We start from the raw sequence: 17,286 nt of genomic DNA on the forward strand, positions 1-17,286 counted from the left end.
TACAGGGGTCGTTTAAGGGTTCAACGTGAGTTCACATATTGCGTTCGAGGGCGCAATGTCTCAATGAGCGGCGAGTGTTTTCGCTTTGAATACAAACACTTAGGCTCCTTGCGCGCGCACGTCGCGGGTACGCTTGCCGCATGCTCGAAACTGCCGACATTGCCCCCGTTCTGGAAAACAACGCCGACCCTCGCCGTATAGCCCGCGCGCTCTACTGGCAGGGTTGGCGCGTCTCGTCGATCGCGAAACACATTGGAGAAAAACGCCCTACGGTCGAGGCGTGGAAACAGCGCGACAAGTGGGCCGATGCCTCGCATGCCGAGCGCATCGAGACGGCGATCGAAACGCGCCTCATGGTGCTCATTGCGAAGGACCAGAAAGACGGCCGCGACTTCAAAGAGGTCGACTTGCTCATGCGCCAGATCGAGCGCACGGCGCGCGTGCGCAAATACGGCGAGACGGGGAAAGAAAGCGACTTGAACCCGAATATCGAGGCGCGCAACACGGCGCCCCGAAAGGAGAAGGCAACACGTAACGCGATCAGCGACGATCAGGCGCAGCAGATTCGCGAGGCCTTTCTCGATTCGTTATTCGACTATCAAAAGGTTTGGTATCGGCAAGGCCATCAGCGAACCCGCAACATCCTCAAGTCGCGCCAGATAGGCGCTACCTGGTATTTCGCACGCGAGGCCTTAGACGACGCGATCAACACGGGCCGTAATCAAATTTTCTTGTCGGCCAGCAAGGCACAGGCGCACGTTTTCAGGCAGTACATATGCCAGTTCGCCCGCGAGGCCGCAGACGTTGAATTGACCGGCGAGCCGATCGTTTTGCCGAATGAGGCGATTCTCTATTTCCTCGGCACGAACGCGCGCACCGCGCAGAGCTACCACGGCAATTTTTATTTCGATGAATATTTTTGGGTCGGCGGATTCCAACAGCTCAACAAAGTCGCCTCGGGCATGGCGATGCACAAGCAATGGAGAAAGACGTATTTTTCAACGCCATCGAGCATAGGACACGGCGCCTATACGTTTTGGAGCGGCGAGCATTACAACAGGGGCCGCGCAAAGGTCGATCACTTGCATATGGACGTAACGCACAAGGCGCTCGCCGGCGGGCGTCTTTGCGAGGACAGGCAATGGCGCCAGATTGTGACGGTCGAGGATGCCGTGTTCGGCGGTTGCGACTTATTCGATATCGACGAGCTGCGCCTTGAATACAGCGCCGAGGAATACGCGAACCTGTTGATGTGCCAGTTTATCGACGATACCGCGTCGATTTTCCCGCTCGCCGACTTGCAACGCTGCATGGTCGATTCCTGGGATGAATGGGCCGACGACTTCAAACCGTTCGCCGCTCGGCCGTTCGGATATCGCCCGGTTTGGGTAGGTTATGACCCTGCCCTATCGGGCGATTCCGCCGGCCTAATCGTGCTCGCACCGCCGGCCGTGCCTGGTGGCAAGTTTCGCGTGCTGCATAAGTGCCAATGGCGCGGCATGGATTTCGAGGCACAGGCCGAGGCAATTCGCCAGGTCACACAGCAATACAACGTGACGTATATGGCGATCGATACGACAGGCATCGGCCAGGGCGTTTATCAGCTCGTGCGCCAGTTCTACCCGCACGCGGTCGCACTCAATTACTCGCCTGAAGTGAAAGGCCGCCTGGTGCTCAAAGGCCTAAACGTGATCGGCAAGGGCCGGCTCGAATTCGATGCCGGTTGGACCGATTTAGCTCAATCGTTTATGGCGATTCGAAAGACGATGACGGCGAGCGGCAAGAAAGTCACGTATGAGGCCAGCAGGAACGAGGAAACAGGCCACGCAGACTTAGCGTGGGCGTGCCTGCACGCGCTCGGAAACGAGCCGTTAGAAGGCATCACCGCAAACAATACCGGCTTTATGGAGTTCTCAAATTGAGTAAGCGCAGACAGCACACGCACGCCGCACCGCCGGCCGCACCTTCAACCCCGCCCAAGGCCGAGGCCTTCACGTTCGGCGACGCCATGCCAGTGATGGACCGCGCCGAAATACTTGACTACGTCGAAACGTGGGCCGCCGGTCAGTGGTTCGAGCCGCCGGTGTCGCTCGCCGGCCTGGCGAAATCGTTTCGAGCTGGCGTGCATCACAGCTCGGCGATTTACTTTAAACGCAACGTGCTTTCGGCCACGTTCATTCCGCACAAGTTGCTCACGCGCGAGGAATTCGATAAGTGGTCGCTCGATTTCCTGGTGTTTGGCAATGGATACATTGAGCGGCAACGGTCGAGGCTTGGCGGAACCCTCGCGCTCAAACGCGCACCGTCGAAATACTTGCGCCGGTCGACAGACTTGCAGAAGTTTTACCAGGTCAACGGGTGGCAACAGCAACACGAGTTCGAGGTCGGCTCGATCCATCATTTGATGGAGCCGGACATTAACCAGGAAGTGTATGGCTTGCCTGAATATCTCGGCGCCCTACACGCGGCCTGGTTGAACGAGTCGGCGACGCTCTTTCGCCGGCGGTATTACGAGAACGGTTCGCACGCGGGTTTCATCCTGTACATGACCGATGCGGCGCAAAGTCAAACCGATGTTGACAACATGCGCGAGGCTTTGAAGAACAGCAAGGGACCGGGCAATTTCCGAAACCTGTTCATGTACGCGCCGAACGGAAAGAAAGACGGCATCCAGCTCATACCCGTTTCGGAAGTCACGGCGAAGGATGAGTTTTTCAACATCAAGAACGTGACGCGCGACGACTTGCTCGCAGCTCACCGCGTACCGCCGCAGCTTATGGGAATCGTGCCGAGCAATACCGGCGGTTTCGGTGCGGCCGACACGGCCGCGCAAGTGTTCGGCGCGAACGAAATCGAACCCCTGCAAAGGCGATTTGCGCAGCTCAATGAGTGGCTTGGCGATGAGGTTGTGCGCTTCAATCCCTATTCGATCAAGACGTCGAACTCCATCGCGTAGGCGACCAGGGATTCATCCCAAAGCGGCGCGCCAAGAACGGCAATTGTCAGCGCCAAGCGCGCCACAACGTATATGGTCAGAGTATCTCTGATCGACCAGCAAGCGCCGGTCGCGTCGAATCAGCGGATGGTCGCTTCCAGGGCAGGGTGAGATCGTGACAGTCGATGCCAGGTTTTTCGCCTTGGCTGACCGTGCCGACATAGGCGGCACGGTCAGCCCCCTTTTTTCGATAGCTCGACGATCATGTCGGTTTCGGCCCAGTCAATCTCGCCGCCCTTGACCTGCGTCGCTCTTACTATTCTCCTCACGCTCGCCGGTCGGCAGGTTGTCCTGCGGATTCTCCGACTCGCGATGCGGCGATTTTTTCCTTGTGAACAGCCGTCTTCCGATTCGATCAGCGCCGTCTCGCAGAGGAGTCCGCATGTACCAGGGCCACCAGGCAAGGTGGTAGAACAACAGGCACGCTCCCCGATACCCCCGGAGCCACTTCCGACTGATCCCGTCAATCGGGAAGCTTTCGAGTGTGCGGTGCCCCAGCGACATAACGCCAATCGTCATCCAGGCGACAGCGATCATCAGAGTTGGAAGCGACAAGGCGCACGCCGCGATGAACAGGGCAAGCGGCAAACAGATCTCAAGTGCCGAACGCGTTTTCATTGCCTGTTCTCCCCGTCAACGGTGGACTGACTTTTAGCTTACTCCACTGTGCAAAAATAGAAGGACCAGATCGATCAACGTCGTTGCGCCAGCGAGGTGCCTCCACAGCGCGTCATCGTGTCCTTCCGGCCACTTCGGCAAAACGGACGCTCGCGGATGGTCCATAATCCGCCTTTAAAGCAGCCGCCGCGTGTCCTATAGGGGAGAGAATGAAAGCTAGGGCGACCATCATATGCATCCGGGACGGCAAAGTGCTTTTGGTCGCGCGCGAGCGGTCGCGGTGGTCGTTACCCGGCGGCACCATAAAACGTTCCGAGTCGCCGCTGGACGCAGCCCGGCGCGAACTGCAAGAAGAGACTTCGCTTGTTGGTGCGGAGGTCACCTACCTGTTCCAGTTTGGCGGCCTCAGCAAACGACATCTCGTTTTTTTCGTCGATCTTCCTCAGGACGCGTCCCCCGAACCGTGTAACGAAATCTCGAAGTGCAGGTGGTTCAGCCCGACCAAAATATCGACGCTCGTCACAAGCATACCGACCCGGGAAATCGTGGATCTCTTCCTTACGCACGAGAATCGCGGCGAAACGCCGTCGGTGGTCATCGATAAACCGGACGGTCCCGGAAACGGGACGGGCCAGACCCACACCCCCGTCGCCGACACGGCTTCACAGCCGATTTAACACCAAAATATCAAGGGGTAGTTCGTGATCGGCAATATCGAGCTTCTATCTCGCCTCGTCCTGGCGGCTCTACTCGGTAGCGTCATCGGCTTCGAGCGCGAAAGAATGAACTGGGCAGCAGGCTTGCGTACGCACATGCTTGTATGTGTCGGTGCGGCGTTGATGATGCTCGTCTCTGCGTTCGGATTTGCCGATGTGCTGGGAACGAAGAACGTCGTGCTCGATCCTTCCCGGGTCGCTGCCCAAGTCGTGTCGGGCATTGGTTTCCTCGGCGCGGGGTCGATCCTGATGCGTGGCGAAATCGTGCGCGGGTTGACGACCGCCGCCAGCCTCTGGTCGGTCGCAGGAATCGGTCTGGCGGTCGGCGGTGGGATGTACACCGCAGCCATCGGAGCGACGGTCATCATCTTTATCATTCTTGCCGGGGTGAAGCCGCTCGAACGTCGCTTCATTTCGGTCAAACAGCAGCGCAATATAACCCTGGTGGTCGAACGCGGCAGCGTCTCACTCGAAAGTATTCATAACGCTCTGGGTACGGGAAGTGTTCGAGTGAAGCAGTTCATCGTCCAGCAATCTGACGACGCCCCTGAACTCGACGAGGTGCAGGTCGGGCTATCACGCGCGACAGACAGCGAGTTCGCGACGATCCGTACACGGCTGGCAGCAATGTCGGGTGTCCGTGAATGCCGGAATGGCAGTTAAAAGCGGAGTAGGCCATGACGCGTACATACGAATATCACGGCTATACCCTGGTTGTGGCCGTCGAATCCGACTTAAGCTGGGGGCAGGCTGGCGGAACTCCGGCGCGTGTGGGCTACGTGGCAATAGTCAGAATCTTCCAAGCAGGTAATGCCATCGCGGTATTTTCACCGCTGCGTTTCGGGGAGGCCGGCGGTCGCCCGTTTGCGACAGAAGCAGACGCCTTGATGGGCGGTTACAGCGCTGCGCGGCGAATTGTCGATGATCTTTTTAGTCAAGAGAGCCAATAGTGTCCGAGCGCCAATCGGCGAGCTAACGTGACTGGCAGTGGCTTAACGATGTTCGGTGCAGTCGAGCTTTGAGACGCTCGATTTGCTTGAGCCGAAGTCCACTTGCAGCTGATTCGCGACGATCGCGATAGGACGAGGGACAACGCAAGACGGCCATTAACGTTCGACATGAGGCGTTAGACCTAGCGTTTCGATGAATTGCTCTGGGTCGTGCAAGGGCGGACATTGTTCGATGTGTGGTAAGTAGCGCGATGAGTCTGGTCCCCAGTCGAAGTACAACCCCACACCAGGTCTATCCAGTTGAGCGGCAAGGTCCGACGTGACTTCGAGTGGCTGAGAGAAAAGCAGCTTATGCGCCTTGTCACCCACGAGGCGAGTGTGCACGCCAAGCTGATAATGTCCCGCCAACCATTTAAAGTGGCTTCCGTCTTCCGGCATGAGGAAATGATGATTGGCGGCAACGCCAGTCTCGCCGACGAAGAGGCCACTACCTCTAACGAGTTTGTTGGTCTCGCCATGCACCCAGATATTGAAGTTCTGGTGGGTTTCGGATCGTGAAAGCGAGATATGAATACTCTCAATGATTCGCCCGCGCTTCGAGGTGGCGAAGAGCAATGCCCGCAGATAGATCTTTGGATTTCCGTCGCGGCCGCCTGGACGTGGCGTGTCCGGGCCGAAATATATGACCGTTGGCTGAGTCATTCGCACTGTGCCGCGGCGAAACAATGTCAACCACGCCGTGATCGCAGAGACGGCAAGGGCCAAGACTGAGACTGTGAGCGGGATAGGGTCGGTCATGCGGAGTCCAACTTAGTATTAGAGGGAATTTCCACGGCATAAAGTGAGACTCGCCGCCGAATGGTCTGTGCAAACAAGGCCAGCTTACTCGACCAGCGGGCGTTTTATCCCACTAAGCGGGGTAGACCCGGCGACGAAATTTCGTTGCCGACCGCACCTCGCCTTCACGCAATTCTCTGAGACGTCAATGGATTCCAAAAATCTTCCGCGCCGCGCGCGAGATGACTCCGTCTTTGTTCTGTCGCAGTCCCCTCCCCGCCTGCGGGCTTCGCTTGGGTAGAGGGTTTTGATGCATGACCTTGAGGCGGCTGGCGGCCTTTGCCAAACGCAACTAGGCGAGAGTTCGGTCAGGTCGAACTGATGCGCTTTGATGCGCCCAAACGATCTGTGAACTTAAAGGGGTTCCGCAACGGTGCGATCTTTTCTTGGATTCGATATTCGCCCAGTGGAATCATACTCAGCGCTCCAGATAAAGCTGAAGTGAAGCTCGGGGAGTGCGACAGTCTCCCACCGGCCCGCTTGCTGGTAGTCGGCGAGGGAAGCCAAGGTCAATCCCGCGTCGTGTGGAGGAGGCGGTGGTGTTTGGCTCGCAATAAATCCCGCAATGCCTGAGAGAGGCTCTGGCCCTTTCTTCTTGTCTTGGTCCGCGCTTGCCCCTAAGCCAGCAAGCGCGGCCATCCGCTGCATGTCGTCGTTGAATGAGGATTGTGGAATTTGAGGAACATCTCGGACCCACGTCCGACCGGTCCGCTCAATTGTGAAAATGCTCGCGAATTCTAAGCGTGAACCTTGTTTTTGGATGAATACAGGCAACGAAAGCCAGCTTTGGCCGAGTCGGATATCCGTCACGTCTTGAGGCGCCGCCAGGAACTCGTTTGCAAAATCCGGAATGAGTTGATCGCGGAAGATTTTCCAAAGCCCCGATTTTTCGAAAACTTCACCTGCCTTGAACGACAATGCTTGTGCCGTTTCCGCGTCGATTGGTGACGCGAGAAAATTAATTTCGTTTCTCAGTTCGTCGAGGCTTTTTACAAGCTTTACCGAAGTCGTTACACCTAGATGTTTGCCGACGGTCTCCCGAAGCAGATGATCACCACTTACGACAATGCACGTCTCGTCGCCGAGCGGGATCTGTTTGATTCGCTGGTAAATGGTTTCGCAGATGACCGCGTCTCGAAACCCCTTTTCAGAATCGCCTGGAGAAAAAGGAGGGAGGCGCAGTGCTGCTGCTGAGATGAGCGTTGTCCAATCTACCAGCGAGACATTGCATTCGATAATTTCGGTGCTTAAGGAACGAAGCTGTTCGTCTACCGTCTTGCTAATGGCGCTTGCGATGGCATCCTCATTTTCGACCCATATCTGGCCGAAAAGCTTTTGCATGTTGCGGGTGGCATTGAGGTGCCCTACGGCAAGTCCTGTCATTTGCCAGATTCGCTCCGATCGAACCATCGCCGGGACCATCCATCGCACCGCAACATCGGTATGGGTTGCGAAATCCCGTATCACCGTTCCTACCTGCCGCGAGAAGAAGTGGTGCATGTTTTTTGGGGTGAACACAATGTTTGTGTCCAGCATGACGTGAACCACATGCTTTTTGTGTTCAGCCATAACACGTCCCGGCAGATTGAAGAATAGTTGCGGTTGCCCTCTTGCCCTAGGCATGGTACCTAGGCTTTTGCCGAAGTCTACATTAACGTGAGTACAGTGAAAGTACAGTTTGGATGGGCTTGGACGGCCTTGAATGGCCTTGTTTAGCCTTGGTTTTGCAGTTTGCGAGTTGCGCAAGGCATTGATTTATAAAGGATCGTGGTGCGCTGGTAAAACTCCGAAGGCAGGGGTTGCTGGTTCGATCCCAGCCGGGCGCACCAATAGCCACAAGGCTTTCAGCGATTTCACCCGTTCCCACCCCCCCGAATTGCAGCTAAATTGCAGCTAACTGCGGTCCTGCATGCACCATCATCGGCCGTACCCACTGCGCCAGGTGATCGGCCGACAGGTGCGCGTACCGCTGCACCATTTCCAGCGTTTCCCATCCTCCCAGCTCCCTGAGCACCTGCAATGGTGTGCCGCGCTGCACATGCCAGCTCGCCCAGGTGTGGCGTAAATCGTGCCACCTGAAATCACGGATGCCGGCTTTGGCACAGGCGTCGTGCCAAGCTTGGGTCACGGTTTGATACACCGGCCGACCGCGATAGACGAACACGCTCGCCGTGAATTCCGGCTTGCGCTTTTTCGCCACTTGCCGGCGCAGTACCGCGACCGCCGACTCCGACAAGGGCACCGCGATCGCTCGCCGGGCCTTCGCCTGGTCCCGCAGTCAGGTCGCGGTCTGGAAAATCCGCGATCGCATGCCGTTGAGCGAATGCGTGAGCATCGCCGAGCAACACAAGGTCAGTCTCGATTGGTTGGTTCTCGGTCGAGGTCAACCAGGCATCGAGGAATCTGAATTAGCGTTGCACGGCGCCCACATTCAAGCCGGTCCCGCTTCCTACAAAGAGATTCCCGCTTTCGATTTAGCCGCCTTCTTGGGCGACGACAGCCCACAGCTATCGGTAAGACTACCGTGTGATTGGTTGCGAGATGAGGGGCTTTGCGAAAGCGATTTATTCGCTTTGCGGGTAGAGGGAACCAGCATGGCGCCGACCATGTTGAGCGGCGACGTTTTGCTCGTCGATCGCCTGGAACGCGAAATAGATGGCGTGTATGTCGTGCGCTTTGCCGACACGATTCGAGTGCGCCGCGTACAACGATTGCACGACGGCGCTCTGAAGTTGATGAACGATAACCCGAACTATCCATTCGAAACATTAGATGCGGACCAGGCCGCCCAAGTCGAATTCATCGGGTATTGCGTTGGGCATTTGCGGTACGTGCGCTAGTGGCCGTCTCGGCTTTTCTCTTCGCCGCTCGATTGAGTGAGTTGGGAATCGTCATCTTCAGGAATTGCGGATGATGCACTTATCGGCGGCAAGAGATTGGCCTTCCCCTCCTTTTCATTGGACTTTTCCGTTTGTCTCGATCACCTGATTCAGCAACACCCGGCCGTAGTCCTTGATCTGCCAGTAGCGCGCTTCCTTCGAAGAAAAGCTGATGTGCCCCTTTGCCTGGCTAACGATCCATGTGCAAGTAGATGCTACTTCCTCACGCCGTCGACGACCAAGCGGAGGTGCAGATCGTCACCTTTCGGTTCAGCAATACGTTGTTGGATCTGACCACCCTGCATCCGCTGACTTACTCCCCGAAAAGGAAAGCCGATCTCGGTGCCACTCCACGTCGTCAGGAGTGCGCCAGATTTGCTAGTCGTCAAGGTTCCATCCGCATGGTATGGCGCTTCACTGCCGGCCTTGAGCGTTTCCATAAGAGCAATGACTCCGTCGAAGGCTTCCTGGGCCTGCTCTGATGTCATCCCGTCGGTAAACTCGTACATCCATTTCATCGACGGCTCCGGGGTGGAGGCACTCTTGATTGGAAAGAGCGTCAGTGCTGCCCCTATAGCCTGCAAGCGGTCCAATACCGCGTCGGTCTCTCCATAAATAATTCTCTCGATTCCATCGAGGCTGAACGCGAGGGACATGTCACCCTTCGGTTTGGTGAAATTGAACAGTGACACTTGCTTGCTCCTGATGGCACTGGCTACCGGAAGCCAATCGTAGCCGAAAGAGGGTCGCGCCTATGGGCGCTCGCGCTCGATAAGCGCCCGCAAGCGGGCTTCGTCGACGGGGGCAATAGCAACGTTTCGGCCAACGCCTTCGAGCTCGGTGTAGCAGGTGCCAAGGCACGCAATGAATTGGTCCGAGCCGGGTTCGAAGGACTCGTGCGCGGCCTTAATGCGACGGCGTAGGGCGCGCTCGGTGTCCCCGATGCTCTCTTCGTAAGTTGGCACTTGTTCGCGGTGCCGATCAAAAATCAAGTTGCGCGGCCGTGATGCCAAGCGCGCCGGCGATCTTCTCGCGAGACGAAGCGCGTAAGCGCGCGCTGCTTTCTTGCTGTGCATAGGCCGACTGAGAGACGCCAAGCCGTGCGGCGACTTCGGCTTGCGTTAGCCCTAGGTGTTCACGCCACGCGCGCGCCGGCGGTATGTCATTGGCGAGCGTGCGGCGCACTACTTCATGCGGTATCAAGTCATTGTCGCGCGCATGCTGCGCGACGTATTCGGCGTAGGGAATCACGACAAAGGCCGGTTTTCCGTCCGGGCCGTTGATCGTTTGAATGTTAGTAGGTGTGGTCATCGCGTTTCCTCTCTTCCTGTATTTCGACGATTTTGATTGAGCCATCCCAATCAAAAAGTACCCTGCAATTGCCAACTCGCAGACGGTAGCCGTAGAGGTGGTTTGTCAGCGCCTTCACGTTCTGGCAATCCGGCATCGCGGCCAGTTGTTCAACCGCGTCGACGATCGCAACACGAACGGGCCTATCGAGCTTGCGCGCCTGCTTCGTCGCTTTCGACGTCCAGCTGATTTTGCTCATGCAGGCAATTATAAGTCGAATATAAGGATGCAGCAAGGGATGATATAAGGTTTCACTTCCCGTTCCTTCGGAAGTGCGAGCGGTGGCGATCGCTTGTCGGGTCGTCGCGCATTTCGAGTTCTAGGCCGGTCGTGAACCCGCCATCGCCTACCGAATGCTTAACGCGTTTAACGAGCTATGACTCGTCATCGATTTGAGGTTTGAAACCTGACAGATATCTTCGAAGTAGAAATCCATTGCGGTAGCCAGCGCGTCGGTGGCCATCCCGATAGCTTCCTCGCGAGTCTCGCCAGCAGTGATGGCTTCGGGAATATCGCGGAACGTCGCCGTAAAACCGGCTTCGTCGGCCTTGAGTCGGGCAGGGTAGCGGAACATTGTGTTTTCCTGTTTTCGTCGCAGAGTGCAAACCTCTTGCTGGCTTGCGATTATTCGATGCCTTGCAGTTTAAGATCACCTACCGGAGCGGTTCTGATATTTCCAGATTCGAATCGTTGACACGGCTGAACTGTAGACTTGCACATGCTATCCACCGGATGGCTCGCGGTGGACGAGCCCGGACCACGGGCATAAAATCCGGCGATTGCTCGCAGCGCGATCGTTACCGGAGAAGTCCGGTTCCCTGTGGAAATCAACCGGTTGGGGCGAGGGGCAGCGGCTCACCAATATTGATTCTCGTGCTCACGCCCACATGTGGTGATGTTGATAAACGAGCGTAGGCAGGACGATAAAGCATGACTAAAGCTGAACTCATCGAACACGATAGCGCGCGTGCCGACTTGCTATGTTTCCTGGTCGCGATTGCGGCGGCATCGTACGCCCTGACGGAAGAATGGCGCGTGGACCATGTTGTTGAATGTTGCCGTCGGTGGCTGAGGAAGAAAGAGTTGAAGATGCACTGGCTCGACCGAGTCCAAATGGGTCAACTTGCGCTGAAGATTGCCAGTAAGGATTTGCTGGAGGCCGGAGTCGCGGTTCGGCTGTCGAGTGTGTCGGCACTCTTCACCGATGAAATGGAACTCAACGGTTCAAGCACAATGGTGCAGAGGATGATGGCGCTTTGTCACGATGCACTCTAACTACGTCTGGCAGCAGATTGCAGAACGTAATCGTGGAGATGGACGTTCGCCTATAAGCGACATCAGCAGGGTAACGGATGCACACGCCTTCCCGCCACGATCTCACCACATCTAAATTACCTTCAAAACGGCGCCTAAACCACTGCGAGTTGCAGTCTAGTCACCAGCGCAGTCATTTCCGAACGCAAGCGAAGTCACGACTGAAAGTCAGCCGTGCCTCGCCCGGTCTCTACCTCAAGCTGCTGTGTTGACGAACATCCCGCTGGCGCTGGATGCACCTTGTTGCTGAAGGTTGCTTGCAAGACTTTGCAGGAAGGTCTGTAACTGAGCACCCGTGCTGCTCGACGAGCTGCCGGATGTCGTGCCCAATGCCGATAGCAGATTCTGAAAATCCGACGTCAAACCACCGACGCTACTCGAATCGGTCGATGAACTGGTCGTCCCTGTAGTCGACGTGGTGCTGCTTGAGCTGGAGGTCAACGAATCAGCCAGGTCGGAGATTTGGGACGCAAGATCACCGCCGCCACCACCGTGCCGATGATGCCCGCCGTGATGAGCCCGCGTCGTGTCACTGGTCGTCGTAGGAGCGGTTGTCGAGGCCGTGCTGGTCGCCGCGGTCGCGGTTGAGCCGGTGCTAGTTGCGCTGGTTGCCGCAATAGCACTAGTGGTGGTGTCACTGTCGGTGGTGCTCGTCGATGTCGGGTCCGAGCTTCCCTGCTGCCCAGCCGCCTGGAACAGCGCGCCGAGAAATTGCTGCAGAGCTGCGGCGACCGAGGTCGCCGACGACGACGTGCTGGAGGTTGCATCGGTCGGGGGTGTCGAGGTTGAACTCGAACTCGTTGAAGACGTGTCGCTCGATGACGTCAATCCAAGTTGGGACAGCGTCGCGGCAATAGCCTGCGCCAGCGGGTTTGCGCCGTTGGCACTTCCCGTCGATGTGGTCGACGAAGAGTCGCCGCTATTCCCGTCTTGCTGGTTTTCGCGGATGCGGTTAACCGCCCACGGCTCGGCGCTAGCAGCCGATCCTGTCAGTGCTGAAATAGACATGCATTGCTCCGAGTGGTTAGCGTGAATTCTTGCTGGAACGACGTATGAGTGTAGTAGCTGCTACCGTCGTTAACGACCTCGTATTAGAGATCTTTTGATGATTTGCTCGGGTGCTCATTACGCGATATTTCATCTAACTATCAGTAAGGCGTAAGGATGCCCTCCGAGGCCCCGACGGATTCAGCCGAGTAGGCGCATTTGCCACCGACCTGCTCATATCGACAGGACGCAATCGATCGACAAAAAATGCCAAAAAACCTCGTCAAGCCGACGTTGCGCTCACCTGTAGAATGTCCGCATGGAACTCACTGGCATTAGCCTATACACCCTCCAGGAAGCAGAACGGCTCACCGGCGCTCAAGCGCGCGAAGTGAGCCGCTGGCTGTTTGGCTACACGTTCAAGGGCGGTGTCGGCGCTCCGTTGTGGAAATCTCAGCTCGCGGATCTCGATGAAAAGGTGATCGGTTTTCGTGACCTGATGGAGTTACGTATCGTCAAGGCCTTCCGCAATCATGACGTTCCGCTTCAGGTGATTCGTGCTGCTATTGAAGGCGCGAAGGTAATGTTTGGAACTGAGTATCCGTTCACCGCACATCGTTTTTTGACCGATGGCAAATCGATTTTCTCCGAAGCCTTGCAGGAAGCCGGCGATTCTGAAATGACCGATCTTGCCAAGCGTCAGTTGGTGTTCGAACACGTCGTTCGCCCGGCGCTGTAAGCCGGGATCGAGTTTGCTGGCCACGGCCAGGCAACTCGTTGGTTCCCGCTGAAGCACAGCAAGGCGAGCGTGCTCGATCCGGAAATCGCCTTCGGCAAACCCGTGCTTACCGACTATGGCGTGAGAACGGAAATTGTCGCCGAGGCGTTCAAGGCTGAGAAAGACAAGAAGATGGTTGCATCGCTGTTCGACATCCCGGTCGCGGCAGTCGAAGCCGCCATTCGCTACGAGCGGATGGCGGCATGAAGTTTTTTTTCGACAACAATCTTTCTCCGCATCTGGCTCACGCTATCCAGGAACTCTTCCGCGTCGAAAAGACCGTTGCGCGTGTCATACATCTGAGTGACAGGTTTGCACCCGACGCGAAGGACCACGATTGGATAAAAGCGCTAGGCGAGGAAGGGCGTTGGGTTGTTCTATCGCAGGATGCTTTTCGTAAAAACGACATCGAGCGCAAAGCCCTGCGGGATTCCGGCCTGATAACGTTCGTGTTTCATCGACAGTGGACAGAACGCCAGCATTGGGACAAGGCGCAAAATCTCGTCAAATGGTGGCCATCAGTACTCGATCAAAGCCGGAAAATAAAAGGTGGTGCGGCGTTGCGCGTGCCATGGCGATACAGCAATGGAAAATTCGAACAGATTCCGCTGTCGTCCTTGAGCAAAGCCGCACACCTTCTCCCCCTCACTCCGTCCCATACCCCCACCTCCGCTCCCTCAAATACCTCCGATACCCCACCGACAGTCTGTCGCACACCTGATGCAACTCCGCCTGCGGATCAAGCGGTAGCCGTTTCGGCCATTGCGATTCCACCACCGGCGTGTCCTGCATCAATATCCGCATATTGAAGTCATACAATTCCTGATCCGAGTGCGTGGATTCGTCCTCGAACACTGACACCAGCCACGCCCGCGTCTCCGTTTCGCTCACCGGCGACGCCACCAGCATTAGATGCAACGCGCCCGAACCATGCTGCGCCACCTTCGACAAGCTCGCCACCAGCGGCCGTTTTACGCGATACACATACTCAATATCCACTCCCACCTGTCCAGGCAATCCCGCTGGTTGCCAGAAGCGGCATTGCCGCGCCTCAAGCGCGCCCTCAGTTTCAATCACTTCGTAATCCTGCACTTCCGTATGCGATGCATCGCCGAGAATGCCGGTATGCACGAATGGGAAATGCGCCATATCGAGGAAATTCTCGACCACGCGCGGCGCCGATGAACGCACCGTCTGCGCCGCGAGATTGATCCGGCGCGCACCGGGCGCGTCGTATTCCGGAAAGAAATCGAGCGGAAGCGAAGGCTCGCCGAGACACGTCCATACCGCGCCGTATCTCTCCTCCACGCGGTAAGTGCGCGCGCAAGCGCGCTTCGCTGGGCGTATCGACGGATTGGCGGGAATGTGGATGCACTGGCCATCCGCGTCGTAGCGCCAGCCGTGATACGGGCATGCAAGTAAGCCGCCCGTCACCGTACCCAAGGACAACTGCGCCCCGCGATGCGGACAGCGATCGCGCCAGACATGGGCATCGGTGGAAATATCGGGCTGCACTACAGGATCGTCAGCCTCCGGCGCGTTGCGCCAGACCACCAACCGTTCGCCCGCCACCACAAACCCACGCGACTCCCCGGCCGGCACATCGGCGCTATTACATATCGGCAGCCATTCGCCGAGCAATGCGGTATCGGGCGCGGTGGGCGCGTCACCGGCAGCACTCGTGTCGCCAGAGGGAGCCGAGGAAGAAGCAGGTTCAAAGGGTTGCATTGGGCGCAGAAAAAACTACGTAGTAAATAACGATTCAAAAACAAGCCGCGTAGAAACGCAAGCCGCCAAAACATCCAGGCACGCTGAACGCGTACTGCTCCCTTCGAAATCGACCAGAAGAAGTCAGCATCAATCGACCACAAATCCAGCTGAATCGCGCGATTTCCGGTCACTTTTCCACTACGCAGTACGATTGCAATTCTGCAGTATGCAATCACTGTGGAAAAAGCGGCATCGATCAGCACTTCGGGAAGCGCCTCGGGATTGACATCAAGGAGACTCAGAATGGGGCAGCCGAATGACCCCTTCCACCGGCAGCGTGGTTACGTGTGGTCGCCACATCTCGATCCGGAAAAAGAACAGGCAACGCTCAGAGTCATACTGGGCGGCCTTGCAACGGCCGTGTATGGCGCGCTGGCGTGGTCCGCCCCAACGCATGCCGCCGTTGCCAGCTTCCACGCGCTCACGCTCTATTTGATCTACGGCGTGGCGACGTGGCTAATCATCAGCAGAATGCAGCGGCAATCGAATCTGCGCCTCGCGTTCACGACGTTGGCCGATCAAGTGCTGCTTGCCGTGATCCTCGGCGCGGGCGGAGCGCTCACCCTGCCCATGCTGTGGGCCGTTTTCCTCTTTTTGATCGGCGCGGGAGGGCGTCATGGCAAGCGCGCGCTGGCGTTGTCGTGCGCAACGGCGCTGGTGGGATTGGTCGCGCTGTCCGTCTTGCAGCCGTGGTGGATGATCAATCGTTCAGCAGCACTCGGAATTGGCTTGAGCGTGCTCGGGGCGTCTATCTATCTCGCTGTACTGATCGGCCGGCTCGGCAGCGCGAATCGCGACCTCGCGCTCAAGGCCGGCACCGATCCGCTCACGGGCCTGAGCAACCGCTACATGCTGGAGCAGACCATCGGCCGGGCGGTGATGGCGATATCGACGGGACAGGAAGGCGCGACTGCGCTACTGTTAATCGATCTCGACGGCTTCAAGGAAGTCAACGATACCTACGGCCATGAAGTCGGCGACGCCGTGCTGCAAACCTTCGCAGCGTTGCTGGCAAGAAGGGTAAGAACCACCGACACAGTCGCGCGCCTCGGCGGCGACGAGTTCGTTGTGCTCGCTCGGCACGTGACCGGCAATCACGCGGTGCAGACGGTGGCAAACGGCGTGCACGCGGTGCTGACGGAAATGAGGTCGGTGCAAGACCGGATGGTGAATGTATCGGCGAGTATTGGTGCGTGCCTGATTTCGCCGGAGCTGAGCCCCGGCTATAGGGATATTGCCGCACTGATGCGCGCAGCCGATCGCGCAATGTATCGCGCCAAGGCGTTGGGAAAAGGCCAGACCGTATTCGCCGAAAACGCGGATTTCGAAACCTGATCCGCGTTCAGCTATCCCGGCTCAAGCCTCCACGCCCGACCATGCCTGTTCCCGCAACTTGGCCCGCAGCCGCGCGACGGCCTGGCTGTGCAACTGGCAAACGCGCGATTCGCTGACTTCCATCACGGCGCCAATCTCGCGCAGATTCAAGCCTTTCTCGTAGTACAAGCTCATCAACAGCTTTTCGCGCTCAGGCAGTTTATCGATTGCATCCACGAGCGCGGAGCGCAAGTTGCCGTCGAGCAATGCGGAGAGCGGATCGGCTTTATCGACGCAATAACGGTCGAGAAACGGCTCGTCATCCGAAGACCGGTCGAAATCTTCGTAATAGATCAACTGGCTGCCATGCAGATCCTGCAGCATGGCCTGGTATTCGACGAGCGGCATGTTCAGATGCTCGGCCACTTCCTGTTCGCTCGCGGACCGGCCGAGATGCTGCTCGACCTTGTGCACCGCGGATTCGACTTCGCGCGAGGTCTTGCGCATGCTGCGCGGCAGCCAGTCGTTGGCGCGCAACTCGTCGAGCATCGCGCCGCGAATCCGCTGGCTCGCATAGGTCTCGAACTGAGCGCCCTGATCTTCCTTGTAGCGGCTGGCCGCATCCAGCAAGCCGATCATGCCGGCCTGGATCAGGTCGTCCAGATCGACGCTGGCCGGCATCTTCGCCACGAGTTGCAGTCCGAGCCGGCGCACCAGCGGCGCGTAGCGGGTCAGGACTTCGGACTGTGACAGTTTTCCCTGGGCGTTATACATCGCA

20 protein-coding genes and 3 pseudogenes are annotated in these 17,286 nt (G+C 57.5%); 12 read left to right on the forward strand and 11 right to left on the reverse strand.

The features are described 5' to 3' along the window. Positions 1–140: 140 nt before the first annotated feature. Together ABH944_RS12280 and ABH944_RS12285 are read left to right on the forward strand one after the other, a co-directional pair. Positions 141–1,922 (forward strand): terminase ATPase subunit family protein, encoded by a 1,782-nt coding sequence (locus ABH944_RS12280; protein ID WP_404606179.1) that lies wholly within the window; start codon positions 141–143, stop codon positions 1,920–1,922. After that, positions 1,919–2,956: a phage portal protein gene (locus tag ABH944_RS12285; protein WP_062084916.1), complete on the forward strand. Its 1,038-nt coding sequence runs from the start codon at positions 1,919–1,921 to the stop codon at positions 2,954–2,956. The genes ABH944_RS12280 and ABH944_RS12285 overlap by 4 nt, the downstream gene beginning before the upstream one ends. A 261-nt stretch (positions 2,957–3,217) precedes the next feature. Here the strand turns inward: ABH944_RS12285 and ABH944_RS12290 are convergent, their stop codons facing one another. Next, on the reverse strand, positions 3,218–3,613 hold the full coding sequence (locus ABH944_RS12290) for a hypothetical protein (RefSeq protein WP_062084915.1): 396 nt from the start codon (positions 3,611–3,613) through the stop codon (positions 3,218–3,220). A 209-nt stretch (positions 3,614–3,822) separates the two neighbouring features. Between ABH944_RS12290 and ABH944_RS12295 the strand changes: the two genes are divergently transcribed. The 3 genes from ABH944_RS12295 to ABH944_RS12305 are packed head-to-tail and all read left to right on the forward strand — an operon-like array spanning position 3,823 to position 5,279. Then, positions 3,823–4,290 (forward strand): NUDIX hydrolase, encoded by a 468-nt coding sequence (locus ABH944_RS12295; protein WP_063977785.1) that lies wholly within the window; start codon positions 3,823–3,825, stop codon positions 4,288–4,290. 24 nt (positions 4,291–4,314) lie between these two features. Next, positions 4,315–4,992: an MgtC/SapB family protein gene (locus ABH944_RS12300; RefSeq protein ID WP_404606182.1), complete on the forward strand. Its 678-nt coding sequence runs from the start codon at positions 4,315–4,317 to the stop codon at positions 4,990–4,992. Between the two features lie 14 nt (positions 4,993–5,006). Beyond that, complete coding sequence (locus ABH944_RS12305; protein ID WP_062084913.1) at positions 5,007–5,279, forward strand: hypothetical protein; 273 nt, start codon at positions 5,007–5,009, stop codon at positions 5,277–5,279. Between the two features lie 156 nt (positions 5,280–5,435). On the opposite strand, the gene ABH944_RS12310 is transcribed toward ABH944_RS12305, so the two are convergent. From ABH944_RS12310 to ABH944_RS12320, 3 genes and pseudogenes are all read right to left on the reverse strand, one after another. Further along, positions 5,436–6,077, reverse strand: coding sequence for a hypothetical protein (locus ABH944_RS12310; protein WP_404606184.1), 642 nt, complete (start codon positions 6,075–6,077; stop codon positions 5,436–5,438). Positions 6,078–6,470: 393 nt separating this feature from the next. Next, positions 6,471–7,685: a PIN domain-containing protein gene (locus ABH944_RS12315; RefSeq protein WP_404606186.1), complete on the reverse strand. Its 1,215-nt coding sequence runs from the start codon at positions 7,683–7,685 to the stop codon at positions 6,471–6,473. Positions 7,686–7,998: 313 nt separating this feature from the next. Then, positions 7,999–8,388: pseudogene (locus ABH944_RS12320) on the reverse strand (tyrosine-type recombinase/integrase); the annotation flags it as partial. 37 nt (positions 8,389–8,425) lie between these two features. On the opposite strand from ABH944_RS12320, the gene ABH944_RS12325 reads away from it, so the two are divergent. Then, positions 8,426–8,956, forward strand: a complete 531-nt coding sequence (locus ABH944_RS12325) for a S24 family peptidase (RefSeq protein WP_404606472.1) — start codon at positions 8,426–8,428, stop codon at positions 8,954–8,956. 254 nt (positions 8,957–9,210) lie between these two features. Here the strand turns inward: ABH944_RS12325 and ABH944_RS12330 are convergent, their stop codons facing one another. The 5 genes and pseudogenes from ABH944_RS12330 to ABH944_RS12350 all read right to left on the reverse strand — a co-directional run bounded on the left by ABH944_RS12330 (position 9,211) and on the right by ABH944_RS12350 (position 10,919). Next, the gene (locus ABH944_RS12330) at positions 9,211–9,687 is read right to left on the reverse strand and encodes a hypothetical protein (RefSeq protein ID WP_404606188.1); all 477 of its coding nucleotides are present in this window, start codon (positions 9,685–9,687) and stop codon (positions 9,211–9,213) included. Between the two features lie 289 nt (positions 9,688–9,976). Beyond that, positions 9,977–10,306 carry a helix-turn-helix domain-containing protein gene (locus tag ABH944_RS12335; protein ID WP_404606190.1) on the reverse strand — a complete coding sequence of 110 codons (330 nt, stop codon included), beginning with the start codon at positions 10,304–10,306 and terminating at the stop codon, positions 9,977–9,979. Continuing rightward, entirely contained in the window at positions 10,290–10,544 is a 255-nt protein-coding gene (locus ABH944_RS12340; RefSeq protein ID WP_404606192.1) for a type II toxin-antitoxin system RelE family toxin, read from the reverse strand. The genes ABH944_RS12335 and ABH944_RS12340 overlap by 17 nt, the downstream gene beginning before the upstream one ends. 52 nt (positions 10,545–10,596) lie before the next feature. Next, positions 10,597–10,758, reverse strand: a pseudogene (locus ABH944_RS12345) (phage late control D family protein); the annotation flags it as partial. Further along, positions 10,692–10,919, reverse strand: a complete 228-nt coding sequence (locus tag ABH944_RS12350) for a type II toxin-antitoxin system HicB family antitoxin (protein WP_404606490.1) — start codon at positions 10,917–10,919, stop codon at positions 10,692–10,694. The pseudogene ABH944_RS12345 and the gene ABH944_RS12350, both read right to left, overlap by 67 nt. A 356-nt stretch (positions 10,920–11,275) precedes the next feature. Here ABH944_RS12350 and ABH944_RS12355 point away from each other — a divergent pair, with 356 nt between their 5' ends. The 5 genes and pseudogenes from ABH944_RS12355 to ABH944_RS12375 all read left to right on the forward strand — a co-directional run. Further along, positions 11,276–11,620: a hypothetical protein gene (locus ABH944_RS12355; RefSeq protein ID WP_404606194.1), complete on the forward strand. Its 345-nt coding sequence runs from the start codon at positions 11,276–11,278 to the stop codon at positions 11,618–11,620. Positions 11,621–12,185: 565 nt separating this feature from the next. Next, complete coding sequence (locus tag ABH944_RS12360) at positions 12,186–12,692, forward strand: hypothetical protein (RefSeq protein ID WP_404606196.1); 507 nt, start codon at positions 12,186–12,188, stop codon at positions 12,690–12,692. Positions 12,693–12,965: 273 nt separating this feature from the next. Further along, on the forward strand, positions 12,966–13,385 hold the full coding sequence (locus ABH944_RS12365) for a hypothetical protein (RefSeq protein ID WP_404606198.1): 420 nt from the start codon (positions 12,966–12,968) through the stop codon (positions 13,383–13,385). Between the two features lie 69 nt (positions 13,386–13,454). Then, positions 13,455–13,631, forward strand: a complete 177-nt coding sequence (locus ABH944_RS12370; protein ID WP_404606200.1) for a DUF433 domain-containing protein — start codon at positions 13,455–13,457, stop codon at positions 13,629–13,631. Then, a pseudogene (locus ABH944_RS12375) lies at positions 13,628–13,822 on the forward strand (PIN-like domain-containing protein); the annotation flags it as partial. The gene ABH944_RS12370 and the pseudogene ABH944_RS12375, both read left to right, overlap by 4 nt. Before the next feature lie 247 nt (positions 13,823–14,069). On the opposite strand, the gene ABH944_RS12380 reads toward ABH944_RS12375, so the two are convergent. Then, positions 14,070–15,152, reverse strand: a complete 1,083-nt coding sequence (locus ABH944_RS12380; RefSeq protein ID WP_404606202.1) for a Rieske 2Fe-2S domain-containing protein — start codon at positions 15,150–15,152, stop codon at positions 14,070–14,072. A gap of 285 nt (positions 15,153–15,437) precedes the next feature. Here ABH944_RS12380 and ABH944_RS12385 point away from each other — a divergent pair, with 285 nt between their 5' ends. After that, positions 15,438–16,529, forward strand: coding sequence for a GGDEF domain-containing protein (locus tag ABH944_RS12385; RefSeq protein ID WP_404606204.1), 1,092 nt, complete (start codon positions 15,438–15,440; stop codon positions 16,527–16,529). Between the two features lie 21 nt (positions 16,530–16,550). On the opposite strand, the gene ABH944_RS12390 is transcribed toward ABH944_RS12385, so the two are convergent. Next, positions 16,551–17,282: an RNA polymerase sigma factor FliA gene (locus ABH944_RS12390; protein WP_097260167.1), complete on the reverse strand. Its 732-nt coding sequence runs from the start codon at positions 17,280–17,282 to the stop codon at positions 16,551–16,553. Between the last annotated feature and the right edge of the window lie 4 nt (positions 17,283–17,286).

Source organism: Caballeronia udeis (assembly GCF_044909315.1).
In the GTDB taxonomy this organism is placed as follows: Bacteria; Pseudomonadota; Gammaproteobacteria; order Burkholderiales; family Burkholderiaceae; genus Caballeronia; species Caballeronia udeis_A.

Coding starts and splice junctions, on each gene's coding strand:
- ABH944_RS12280 (WP_404606179.1), top strand. CDS start 141: ATGCTCGAAACTGCCGACATTGCCCCCGTTCTGGAAAACAACGCCGAC.
- ABH944_RS12290 (WP_062084915.1), bottom strand. CDS start 3,613: ATGAAAACGCGTTCGGCACTTGAGATCTGTTTGCCGCTTGCCCTGTTC.
- ABH944_RS12295 (WP_063977785.1), top strand. CDS start 3,823: ATGAAAGCTAGGGCGACCATCATATGCATCCGGGACGGCAAAGTGCTT.
- ABH944_RS12305 (WP_062084913.1), top strand. CDS start 5,007: ATGACGCGTACATACGAATATCACGGCTATACCCTGGTTGTGGCCGTC.
- ABH944_RS12310 (WP_404606184.1), bottom strand. CDS start 6,077: ATGACCGACCCTATCCCGCTCACAGTCTCAGTCTTGGCCCTTGCCGTC.
- ABH944_RS12315 (WP_404606186.1), bottom strand. CDS start 7,685: ATGGCTGAACACAAAAAGCATGTGGTTCACGTCATGCTGGACACAAAC.
- ABH944_RS12325 (WP_404606472.1), top strand. CDS start 8,426: ATGCCGTTGAGCGAATGCGTGAGCATCGCCGAGCAACACAAGGTCAGT.
- ABH944_RS12335 (WP_404606190.1), bottom strand. CDS start 10,306: ATGACCACACCTACTAACATTCAAACGATCAACGGCCCGGACGGAAAA.
- ABH944_RS12340 (WP_404606192.1), bottom strand. CDS start 10,544: ATGAGCAAAATCAGCTGGACGTCGAAAGCGACGAAGCAGGCGCGCAAG.
- ABH944_RS12350 (WP_404606490.1), bottom strand. CDS start 10,919: ATGTTCCGCTACCCTGCCCGACTCAAGGCCGACGAAGCCGGTTTTACG.
- ABH944_RS12355 (WP_404606194.1), top strand. CDS start 11,276: ATGACTAAAGCTGAACTCATCGAACACGATAGCGCGCGTGCCGACTTG.
- ABH944_RS12365 (WP_404606198.1), top strand. CDS start 12,966: ATGGAACTCACTGGCATTAGCCTATACACCCTCCAGGAAGCAGAACGG.
- ABH944_RS12380 (WP_404606202.1), bottom strand. CDS start 15,152: ATGCAACCCTTTGAACCTGCTTCTTCCTCGGCTCCCTCTGGCGACACG.
- ABH944_RS12385 (WP_404606204.1), top strand. CDS start 15,438: ATGGGGCAGCCGAATGACCCCTTCCACCGGCAGCGTGGTTACGTGTGG.
- ABH944_RS12390 (WP_097260167.1), bottom strand. CDS start 17,282: ATGTATAACGCCCAGGGAAAACTGTCACAGTCCGAAGTCCTGACCCGC.